Annotated in this window: 11 protein-coding genes and 1 pseudogene; 1 reads left to right on the top strand and 11 read right to left on the bottom strand. The window is 34.2% G+C overall.

What is annotated here, in order from left to right; all coding sequences use genetic code 11:
* Positions 1-80: T9SS type A sorting domain-containing protein (locus Q0A18_RS16480; protein WP_363315941.1), on the top strand; the 80-nt coding region annotated here is incomplete at its 5' end.
* Between the two features lie 53 nt (positions 81-133).
* Here the strand turns inward: Q0A18_RS16480 and Q0A18_RS03140 are convergent.
* The 11 genes and pseudogenes from Q0A18_RS03140 to Q0A18_RS03090 form a co-directional block, all read right to left on the bottom strand.
* Positions 134-649 carry a hypothetical protein gene (locus tag Q0A18_RS03140; protein ID WP_292008715.1) on the bottom strand — a complete coding sequence of 172 codons (516 nt, stop codon included), beginning with the start codon at positions 647-649 and terminating at the stop codon, positions 134-136.
* 59 nt (positions 650-708) lie between these two features.
* Positions 709-1245 (bottom strand): hypothetical protein, encoded by a 537-nt coding sequence (locus tag Q0A18_RS03135; RefSeq protein WP_292008714.1) that lies wholly within the window; start codon positions 1243-1245, stop codon positions 709-711.
* Positions 1246-1250: 5 nt separating this feature from the next.
* Positions 1251-2624: a DUF4153 domain-containing protein gene (locus Q0A18_RS03130; protein ID WP_292008713.1), complete on the bottom strand. Its 1374-nt coding sequence runs from the start codon at positions 2622-2624 to the stop codon at positions 1251-1253.
* A gap of 11 nt (positions 2625-2635) precedes the next feature.
* Positions 2636-3121, bottom strand: a complete 486-nt coding sequence (locus Q0A18_RS03125) for a Coq4 family protein (RefSeq protein WP_292008712.1) — start codon at positions 3119-3121, stop codon at positions 2636-2638.
* 314 nt (positions 3122-3435) lie between these two features.
* Positions 3436-4275, bottom strand: coding sequence for a metallophosphoesterase (locus tag Q0A18_RS03120; RefSeq protein ID WP_292008711.1), 840 nt, complete (start codon positions 4273-4275; stop codon positions 3436-3438).
* A gap of 62 nt (positions 4276-4337) precedes the next feature.
* Positions 4338-4628: a transcriptional regulator gene (locus Q0A18_RS03115; RefSeq protein ID WP_292008710.1), complete on the bottom strand. Its 291-nt coding sequence runs from the start codon at positions 4626-4628 to the stop codon at positions 4338-4340.
* A 30-nt stretch (positions 4629-4658) separates the two neighbouring features.
* Positions 4659-5276 (bottom strand): hypothetical protein, encoded by a 618-nt coding sequence (locus tag Q0A18_RS03110; protein ID WP_292008709.1) that lies wholly within the window; start codon positions 5274-5276, stop codon positions 4659-4661.
* 116 nt (positions 5277-5392) lie between these two features.
* The gene (locus Q0A18_RS03105; RefSeq protein ID WP_292008708.1) at positions 5393-6901 is read right to left on the bottom strand and encodes a RagB/SusD family nutrient uptake outer membrane protein; all 1509 of its coding nucleotides are present in this window, start codon (positions 6899-6901) and stop codon (positions 5393-5395) included.
* Positions 6902-6911: 10 nt separating this feature from the next.
* On the bottom strand, positions 6912-9857 hold the full coding sequence (locus tag Q0A18_RS03100; protein ID WP_292008707.1) for a SusC/RagA family TonB-linked outer membrane protein: 2946 nt from the start codon (positions 9855-9857) through the stop codon (positions 6912-6914).
* A 212-nt stretch (positions 9858-10069) separates the two neighbouring features.
* Positions 10070-10834, bottom strand: coding sequence for an enoyl-CoA hydratase/isomerase family protein (locus Q0A18_RS03095; protein ID WP_292008706.1), 765 nt, complete (start codon positions 10832-10834; stop codon positions 10070-10072).
* Positions 10835-10872: 38 nt separating this feature from the next.
* Positions 10873-11244 (bottom strand): annotated as a pseudogene (locus Q0A18_RS03090) (hypothetical protein); the annotation flags it as partial.

Here is an 11244-nt window from a genome sequence, read left to right as displayed (position 1 = left end):
CTTCTCTTCCGACAGGAATTTATTTCATTAAAATTCAAGACGGAAAAAGAAAAACTCTGGAAAGATTTATAAAAAGATAATTAAAAAACCACTTTTTAAATAAAAAGTGGTTTTTTTATAAACTATTACAAAATTAATTAGCCGGTACGCTATTAAAATTAAGTGTTACTTTTAAGTTCATATCTGAGCTGGTCTGATTTTTCAGTTCATAGACTGTTCTCACTGTAAGGCCCGCACTTTTCACAACCTCATCCAGATATCCTGACTCGCTGTTAAGATCCAGATTCAGACTGGAACTATTAGCGGAGATATTGGTACGTGACGCTACTAATCTTTCTCCAGTTCCATTGGAGGATATATATATTTTTATTGTTTTTAAAGCACTCAGATTTCCTCCTGAAGGAGAGACCACCGAAACTTTAGCATCAGAAATTCTTACATCTTTGATTTTTGCATTGTTATTTCCGCCAAACCAAGTTTGCACATTGGTAGCAGTTGCGGTAGAAGAGACTTCTTTATCTGCAGGAACTCCTGTTGAAATTAAAACATTAGCTGTATAAGGAAATGTGTTTTGAACCAGTGACTGAACGGTTCCACAACTTACTAAGGCTGTAGAAACCGCGACTGCGGTTAATACCAAATTTTTCATAATGTAACTTCTTTATATCTATTTATTATGTGAGATATTTTACAGAAATCATACCAATCCTACTCTACACTGACAGAAAATTTACCCTTGGTATTTCCGGAAGCCATATTACTTTTTCCTATAATAAGCCATACTTCTCCTTTTCCGGAAGTCTCGTGGATCAGGTCTCTTCCAAAAGGTCCGTCATATTCTCCATCCGGGAGTTTTATCTGATTAAACCTGATATTAAAATCTTTTTCCCTGGTATTAATTTTCGCTTTAATTTCCGGTTGATCATAATTGGTAAGCTTTAATACTAACTCCTGGTCATCTTTAGTAAATTCTTCTCCTAATGTGAAAGGAAGCTGAGAGGCATCTGCAGTTCTGATAATCTGACCTTCTTTTTCATTTCTCATAACACCTTTACGGAGAACCTCTTTGGTAGCCGGAGCATTATTCACAATGGAATCTTTTTTCCTGATTGCTATGGAATCCAACTCAGATTGCGTGGGTAATTCTGTCACAGCAGTAGAGTCTGTTTCCACATTCCCCAGTGTATTAGCATCTTTCTTACATGAGATGATGAGTAAAGGAATTAATATCAAGAATTTTTTCATAATGTCTAGTTTTTGAATGTTTCATAATAAAGCACTTTTGAAAGAAAGCTCACTGAATTTTCATGATGCACTTTATCCGATATTTGTTTTTTTAATGGTAAATTCTGTTTTTCATCTGCATATTTCAATAATATTTTGTCATTAAAGTGTACAGACTTTATATGATAATTAACAGCAAAATCACTTCTTTTTACATTTTGGGAGGTAATAATTCCGCCCCAATTGATGTAACTGCATGCTAAAATTGTTCCATAAAACCACCAAGCCATTGTATTAAATAAATAAGCATTTCTTTTTTTCTTCTGAATTTTAATAAATGTCAATAGTAATCCAATTAATGATAAAATTAAAAATCCATATACTCCTAACCTTTTATAAGTAAACCCATAATTAATGATATATTCTGTATTTTTAGTAAGGGTAGAACATACCAATACTCCATTTAAGAAGATCCAGACCTGTGCAAGAATCTTTAGTAATCTTGCCTTGGGATCAAAATTGAATCCTAATTTAAAATAAAACATAATAACCAGAATCGCCATAATAATGGACAGGATAACAGCATTAACTCCTTCATGGGTCTCTTCTGAAAGCTGAACAGGGGTTTTAGCTGCTTCATAGAACTGTTCATAACTGTAAGTGGCAATGAAAAAAATCAGTAGTATATTTAATAAAACAAAGGAGATTACACCACTCATTCTCTCTACATCCAGCTCCATAAATGAATAAGTCGCTTTCTGGATTTTATCTTTTTCTCCAAAATCATTATTAAGAACATGATTTTGCATATAAATATATTTCTCTACTTCATAATTCCAGTAATTAAAAGCAATGAAAATCCCGACAACACTAAGGCAGAAAACCTCCCAAAGATTAATATCCAATTCTATATAAGAGAAAAGATTGGCAAAATGATTGCTTCCCACGGAGTAAACTCCAAAAAATACAGCCAATAATATAAATGGAATCAGAACAAATGCGACTAATTTCTGTCCTAATCCCGAGAAATTCCTTCTAGGAAGCCAAGATTGAAAATTGAAAAAACGACAGATAAAGGTACAGGCATTCACGATAACAACCGGAATTAGCAGTAATATTTTCATTCTTCTGTTCTTTGCTCTATACGATAAAAGCAGAAGAGATGTTATAATCGCTAAAAAAGAAGGAAAGTCTGCATACCATGCAAAAGCTATACTTGACAAAATACTTGTCACAAATAGAAGCAGAAAAGATTTTGTTCTATTTCTTTCAGAGGTTTTATATAAAGTAAGTAAGGTATAAACTATCCCTAAAATCCCTAAATTCAATCCTATACTTTGCTCGTAAAATAAAATGGTAAACAAAGCTGTAGTTAGAAATATGTATTGATATGTTTTCATTATTTTTATTTTTAAAAATGAGTGATGATATTTTTTTGCTGAATACAATCTCTCAGATGTTCGAAGTTCTGCCATAATAGACCCTCAAAATCCCAGTTATGGAAAGGTTTCATATTTTTCCCTTTTTGATAAGCTCTGATATAGGTTTTGAAATATTCCGGAAATACAAGGCTTCCCAGTAACATTACTCCCAGAAGGTAAGCACTCCTTTTTCCATTTCCGAAAAGAAGATACTGCATGGCTATCTCTTCCTTCATACTGGTTCCATAATCGGTTACCAAATGGTAGACATCATGATTTTCCATTTTGGGAATCATTCTGAAACCATGCTTTTTATAAAATTCGCCTAAGATTCTTCCCAATGAATCTTCTTTAAAGCATAGCAGCTGTTCTTCATTGAACTGCCACTGTCTCTTTGTCCTTTTAAAATACTTTCTGTATTGATGCTGGGAATTTTCATACATAAAAAGTAAAAAATGTATTCTTATTTTTTTCATGATAAGTATCTAAAGAATATTAAGTCCTATTACTGCGTAAAGAATAGATATGGGGATATTTAATAACATAATGCTAATAGCAGTTAGGCAAGCTTTCCATCTTTCTTTATTAACCGAACCATATACTAATAGAATAATAACTATTATAAGGTTGATAATAAATCCTGCTATGAGAAAGAGATATCCATAAAATGCAAACTGTGTTATTTTTGTAATAATATATCCAAAAAGACAGATGCTTCCTAATAATAAAGAGATCGAGAACATCCCTTTTCCAATGTTGACAATTATTTTATTTTCCATAATATATTGATTTAAGCTTGAGTTAAAGTAAAAACAGTGATCTCCGGGCGAACCATAAATCTCACCTGAAATGAATGCCCGATAGCACGATTGATATATAGCGTTCGTCCGTCTTCCAGATCAATCTCTCCTGAAACATATTTTTTATTTTTTACAGGAAGTATGGGAGTAATAACTCCGGGTATTCTGCATTGCCCACCGTGAGTGTGTCCGCTTAAAATCCAGCCCTTGTATCCGTTCCAGACATCCAGGTCGCAGACATCAGGATTATGACAGAGAATAAGGTTTGCTTTTAATGGACTATAATTCTCCATGACTTCTTTAGGCCGGAAATTAGGAGACCATAAATCTCCAAAACCAATAAAATTCAGCCCATTGCTTTCTCTTTGCTCATTATTGAGAATTGTAATTCCAATATCAGCCAGGATATTACAAATGTTTTCTGAAGAACTCAGGTTCTTCCAGTTCTTTCCATAGTCATGATTTCCTAATACTCCGAAAGTCCCTAATCTTCCGATCACTGCATGATCCATTACTTTTTGGAGGCTTTGTAAATCTTCAGGGCTTCCATGATTCACAAAATCTCCTGTATAAACCACAAAATCAGGATTGAAGGATTTGGCTTCTTTAAATGCATCAATGAGAAAATTCCAGTCAAAGCGGTTTCCTACGTGTAAATCTGAAATCTGCATTAATATTCTACCTTCAAGTTCTTGAGGTAAATTTCTAATAGATAACTTTTTTTGTACAAATTCAACCCAAAAAGGTTCAACCTGCCATGAATATAAAGCTGGTATTGCTCCAATCAGGGAGAGTTGAAAAAGTTTTTTTAAAAATTTCTTTCTAGTCATATTTATTTTTATTAAAAACAAAGAACTTTGAATTACAAAGTTAAAATTGAAAAAAATATAGGCTACTTACCTAATAATTTTTCTAAAGCATTCAAATGTTCTGTAAACGCCAATCGTCCATCTTGTGTTACCCTGTACGATGTTTTAGGTTTTTTACCTACAAATTCTTTCTTCACTTCTATATATCCTGATTTTTCCAAAGCATTGCTGTGGCTTGCCAGATTTCCGTCTGTAACTTCTAGAAGGTTTTTCATTTCTGAGAAATCAACCCAGTCATTAACCATGAGAACGGACATAATCCCCAATCTCACTCGGCTTTCAAATTCTTTATTGAGTTGATTTATCTTTATCATTGTAAGCTTATAAAATTCTTTTAGCAGGAATTATTTATATTTTTTGTGCATAATTAATCCATAGACAATATGCAAAACCCCAAAACCTAATGTCCATGTAAGTAGTCCCCATCCCAGAAAGAATAATGAGATTAACCCCAAAAATATCTGGCAATATCCCAAATATTTCACATCTGTTAATGTATATCGCTCAGCACTTACTAATGCCAGTCCATAAAAAATTAAAGTAGAAGGAGCTATCAAAACAAAAAAATGATGATGCAAAAAGGCAAGACAAGTTAAACCACCTGTGATTAAAGGGATAGAAAAGGTAACTAAAAGACGCTTAGTAGTAGCATCCCAAATTTTCAATCCTTTTTTTCTGCTTTTATTAGCGGTAAAAATATAGCCACTCAAAATTGCTACTATAAGAATCAGAATTCCTGTAATAAACAGTTCTCTTACTACAGCCGGACTATAAATGTTTCTATCTCCGTCAAAATAATCAATCCCCTCCCGCTGGAAAACAAAATATACATATGCTGCACCTATAATTGCTGCTAACCCAGCAAAAACTCCAGATAAACCGCTCAATGAAATAAATCTGGATGAACGCTCCATCATAGAACGTATGTGAGATAAGTCTTCGTGATAGTTTTTTGTATCCATAAAAAGAACTTTGAATTACAAAGTTATATTTTTTTTTGAATTTCTCATTATATTTTTTCCTTTTTTTCTAATGATTAACAAAACCCTGCAACGAACAGGGTTTTGAAATAATGAAATTATAATGGGTTTTGCTCTATAAGCGGATTAGCATTAATTTCAGAACGCGGAATTAAATACTCCCATCTCGGATCTGTACTGGGAACAGTAACTATATTATTAATTACTACGTTCGAATGATTGGCTCCACTTCTATCTAAACCTTGATTTAATCTTTTCAAGTCTAAAAACCTAAATCCTTCACCCCAAAATTCTAATCTTCTGCTTCTAATAATTTCATCTATGTAGGCTGTACCCGTAGTAGCAGCTCCTGCATAGGAAGGATTTCTATTAACAGAAAACTCGTTGAATATTACTTTTGAACCAGCCTCGTCTCCTATTTTCGCCAATGCTTCCGCTTCTATAAGGTACATTTCTGCGGCCCTCATATAAGGCACATCCATCCTGCTATCCGAAGTACTCACAGATAAAAACTTCTGGCTTGTATAAGGAAACTTCGAATAAGTACTCGGCAAAGAAAGGGATGTATGAGCTCCCGTAGGATCTACTACTTTAGTTCTTACATCTGTACTGGGAAACATATTATAAAGTTTAGTATTTATTGCTTTAGGGGCTTGTCTGATATTTGTAGAATTATAATTTCTTGACATATAAGCTCCAAAATTTCCAAAATAATCGGTTTGATCGGCAATAATTGCAGACCCCCACATCCATTCCCCATTCGCAAGTGTATTAAATCCCGAAACATAGGTTGTATTATCCATTAAGCTATATCCTGCTCTCGCAGAATGAGCAGAGGCAGCTGCTAAGACATAATTCCCCTGAGTTAAAGCTATTCTTGCCTTCAATCCCAAAACTACATTTTGATCAAAGTGGGATTTTGCAGTTCTCGAAGTACCTGAAAGCCTGGTAAGAGCCTCGTCGATATCGCTATTGATCTGAGCATACACTTCTTCAACCGTATTTCTTGCCATAGGTGACTCATCTGCAACCAATCGAATAGGAACACCTAACTGTGTATTTGTAGTATTTGCCACATATCTTTTTCCGTATATCTGTACAAGCATATAATAAGAAAAGGCTCTAAATGCATAGGCTTCACCAATTGCTTTTTTTATCGTGGTTTCATCTGCAGCAGTAGGAGCTGGTACACCGGGCCCATTAGCAATTACCAAATTAGCATTTCTTATTAATGAATAATAAAACTGATAAGGATAAAAATCATTACTCCCATTTTCATTTATTTGATCCTGCCATCTTACTGTAGTGATATACCAGCCATTTCCTGTAGAAGGAAAAACCAGATCTTCACCCAAAGCATCCATCATAATCATAATCCCGCTCTGTCCGCTCTGTCCCTGATTACTATTTTGACGATAATACATATCTCTATGCATTCCATTGATAATAGCCATCAAATTGGCAGCACTTGAATAAGCTGCTTCTTCTGAAACTGCTGTTGTAGGATCTGTCTCCAGATAATCGCTTTGGCACGAATTTAAAAAGATTCCTACTATTAAAGCTGATAATACAGTTAATATTTTATATTTTTCTATTATAATTTTCATAATTTCAATTTTAAAATGATACATTAAATCCTATTGTTACAATTCTTGCCGGCGTATATCTATTGGTAGTGGTTCCATTAAAAGACTGACTTGGTTCTAAACCTTTCCTTGCTGTTTTACTCCAGATATTTTCTCCTGAAACTAAAATTCTCAAGGATGTTAGTCCAAACTGTGTTATGGATTCCGGATTAAAGCTATAACTCAGAGTAGCCTGTCTAAAGGTGATATAATCTGATTTTACCAGCCATCTGCTGGAAGCTGCATTTGAATTGGTATAGGTTAAGGAATTTAAGGCCGGTACATCTGTTATTTGTCCCGGTGTCATCCATCTGTCTAATATATCTGTACTAAGTGCTCCTCCCTGTGAATAACTGGACATCAGGGAAGCATAATTCGAATCGTAGGTTTTTCCTCCAATCTGATAGGTGAACATAGCAGATAAAGACCATTGCTTATAATTAATAGTGGTTCCAAAGCTTCCAAATAAATCAGGAATGGCTGTACCTGAATAATCATATTTTGCTTTATTAGAATTTGTTGTTACCAAAGTTCCATTTACTGTTCTGATATCTGATGCTGTAGTATTGGCATAAGCATCTGCAACAAGGAATAAAGGGGAACCGTCCGCCGGATCGACTCCATACCATTGTCTAAGCCAATAATCATATACAGAATGTCCTACCGAAATTTTCTTTGTCCCGTTAATAATTTCAGTGATCCCGTTTGATAATTCCGTGACTTCATTTTTAATTGTGGAAGCATTGGCATTCAGGCTCCATGAAAAATTCTCTTTTTTAATAACATCTGCATTTATACTAAATTCAAATCCTCTATTATACATGGTTCCCACATTTCTACTCACACTATTTCCCGGAACACCTGAAGACACAGGAACCGGAACCGGAAAAATCAGGTCATCAGTAATACGGTTATAATATTCAGCAGATCCCGTAATCCTATTATTGAAAAGCCCAAAATCAATTCCTACATCTGTTTGTTTATTAGATTCCCATGTAATGGTAGGATCTGCAAGAAAATTGTATAAAATACCTGGTTCCAGAGCATTATTATATCCTAAAGCATATGTGCTTTGATACATATAATAGCTATTTGTATTATCATTCCCTACTTCACCATAGGAACCCCGAAGTTTTAATTCACTTATTAAATTAGAGTCTTTCAAAAAATTCTCTCCTTTTACCCTCCATCCAGCTCCTAAAGACCAGAATGAATTCCATCTTACATCTTTACTAAATCGGGAAGAGGCATCCCAACGTATCGATCCCGAAAGGAGATATTTAGATTTGTAATCATAATTTAATCTCGAAAAAACGCTTTCCTTTCTATAATTGTCAGTTTGAGAAGTTAAAGTAGTGGGTGTCACAAAATTGATAAACTCCGTATTATTATCTACAATCTGTCCCTGTTTATACCCCAGCATATATTCATACATATACTTGTAATTCTCATGCCCCAAAAGATACTCAAAATTATGAGATCCAAATTTTCTTTTATAATTTAATAATTGATTAAATGTTATAGTTTGTTCAGTATATGTACTTTTCTCCGCTGCCCCAGCAGGTGCTGCGTCCCCTATTACTTTATTAATATACCGACTCCTTCTGTTATTTCTTATATCATACCCTACGTTAGTAGATAATGTCAAATAAGGATCAACTTTAATTTCAGCATATGCTCTTGAAATAATATAGTAATTTTTAGAAATATCTTCATTCAAAAGGGTTTCCTGAATAATATTTCTTCCAGCAGCAGCATCGGCCCCTCTTGCACTTCCGGCATCATAAACCACATTACCGAAAGAATCATATAAAGTGGCATTCGTTATCGGGTCATGTGCATAAGGACTATAGATAGGTCCCATTGTTCTTGTCCAGGAATAAGGATTGATATAGGCAGAATTATTGTTTGCTCCATCTAATGCATTATTTCCATTGGAGGAAACTCCGCTTATACTGGTCCCTAACTTTAGCCATTTTTTAACTTGAGAATCTACTTTAAGCCTTGCTGTAAATCTTTCAAAATCAGATTTTATAAGATATCCAGTCTCATTGGTATAACTTACAGAAGAGAAGTACGTTGTCTTACTAGTTCCTCCACTGTAATTCAACTCATAATTTTGTCTGAACCCCGTTTTCATCAATGGTTTTTGCCAATCCAAATCTGTATACTTCATTTGAGCATTAGGATTCAGTACTCCATCCACCACTAATTGGTTATCCGCTACATTAAAAACATTGGTCTTCAATACCCCTGAAATTAAATTATTAGTAGCATAAGTATTAGCGGCAGCCAAAGTAGCTCCTGAACTTAGCTGCCCATTTCGCATGGCTTCCCATACCAATGGATAATATTGGGATGCATTCACCCTGTCATATTCAGGAATAGACCTTCCTACATATCCTGTATTCATACTAAAATTAAGTACATCGGCTCCTTTTTTCCCTGATTTTGTAGTAATAAGAACAACTCCATTTGCGGCTGCAGAACCATACAGTGAGGTGGAAGCAGCATCTTTCAAAATATTAAAAGAGGCAATATCATTTGGATTTATAGCAGCAAGAGACCCGGTATAAATAACACCATCCACCACATATAAAGGAGAAGTAGAAATTCCATAGGAACCAATTCCTCTAATCTGTATACTAGGTGCACTTCCTGGCTGTCCGGTCCCTGTACTGACTTTTACCCCCGGACTTGCCCCATCAATAGCCTGACCTATATTGGAAATAGGACGATCTGCAAATTGTTTTGCCTTCACCTCTGTATTTGATCCTACCAGAGTTTCTTTTTTCTGAGTACCATACGCAACTACTATAACTTCCTCAATTTTTTGTTCCTGAGTTGTTGTATCACTTTTTGTTTTCTGTGCCTTAAGCTGCCCTCCTATCAAGAATAAAGCTGCAGTAGTAGTAAATAATTCAATCTTTAACTTCATATTAACACTTTTTAATATTTAAGCATTAAATATATTAAAAATTATTAATTTATGCAAATATTTGATAATTTTTAAATGAAAAATTATTTTACCAAACAAATACACAAGCATTTGCTTAAATAATTTAACATAATATAAATCTCATCCGGTTATTTACATAAAAAAGCCATTGATTTTTTTCAATGGCTTTTTATAATATAATTTGTCTGAGATTATTTTGCTCTTAACTTTTCTTTAATGAATTCGATATTTTTCTTAGCAGAATCCTCTAAGATCAGGCTGGCGCTCATATGAATTCTTTCAGGCATTAACTCTTCAAAGTGATCTGTACCTTCCCATGATACTTTTTTAATTAAAGCCAATGCCTCATCACTTCTTGAAGCCAGTTTTTGTAAGAATTCTTCGAGCTGTTCATCCATTTGGGTAATATTGTCAGATACTGAATGATAGATATTATGCTGTTCTCCCCATGCCGCAGACCTGAAATCCGCATCTATAGCCATAGCTGAAAACTGGGACTTTCCAATTTTTCTTTCTACATACGGACCAATAACAAATGGACCTATTCCCAAATTAATTTCGGTAAGCGCCAATGCAGAATCTTTGGTAGCAAAGCAGTAATCTGCTCCACATGCCAGTCCAACTCCACCTCCTGTAGCTTTGCCCTGAACTCTAACCACTACAATTTTACCGCAGTTTCTCATAGCATTTAAAACTTTAGCAAATCCACCAAAAAACTGCGTAGACACTGATAGTTCATCTATAGCCAACAGTTCATCAAAGCTTGCTCCTGCACAAAATGCTTTTTCACCCACACTTTTAACTAATATGGCTTTCACTTCCTTTTTTGCTCCTTCTTCTAAAATAGCCTGAGCCAGTTTTTCTAAAATTACACCGGGCAGAGAATTGCTTTTAGGTGTTCCGAAAGTGATCTCGGCAATATTGTTTTTAATTTCTGATACTACGAATTCTTTCATTATCTAATTTATTTGATTATTTTCTAACTTATCATTATTTATCTCGTCCATTTATGAATATGTTCTATTCTTCCATTTGTCTTCATTAAAGATTGAAATCTTAATTTCAACAAAATATTCCTTCCCTCCATGGTTCTGGTAAATATAAGAGAACTTTTCTCCATTAATCCATTCCAATTATATCTGAAAAACTCTGCACTCTTCTTATTTTTCCCTAAAATTTCAGGAACCGGATAATAAATATTTTGATTTCTCATAAAACCATTTCTTTTTTGCTCAATAAGATATCTTGGATTGTCCACAGGAGAAATAACTTCCTGTAGTACAGAAATAAATTGTGATTTTTCATAATTGGTTCCTCCTTCCAAGTAACAGGTTATATTTCCATATTCATCTTTATTGTTAATAAT

The sequence above is a fragment of the Chryseobacterium sp. genome (assembly GCF_022712095.1).
In the GTDB taxonomy this organism is placed as follows: domain Bacteria; phylum Bacteroidota; class Bacteroidia; order Flavobacteriales; family Weeksellaceae; genus Chryseobacterium.
Note: the sequence above shows the minus strand (reverse complement) of the source record. Positions and strands in the feature narration are given on the sequence as shown.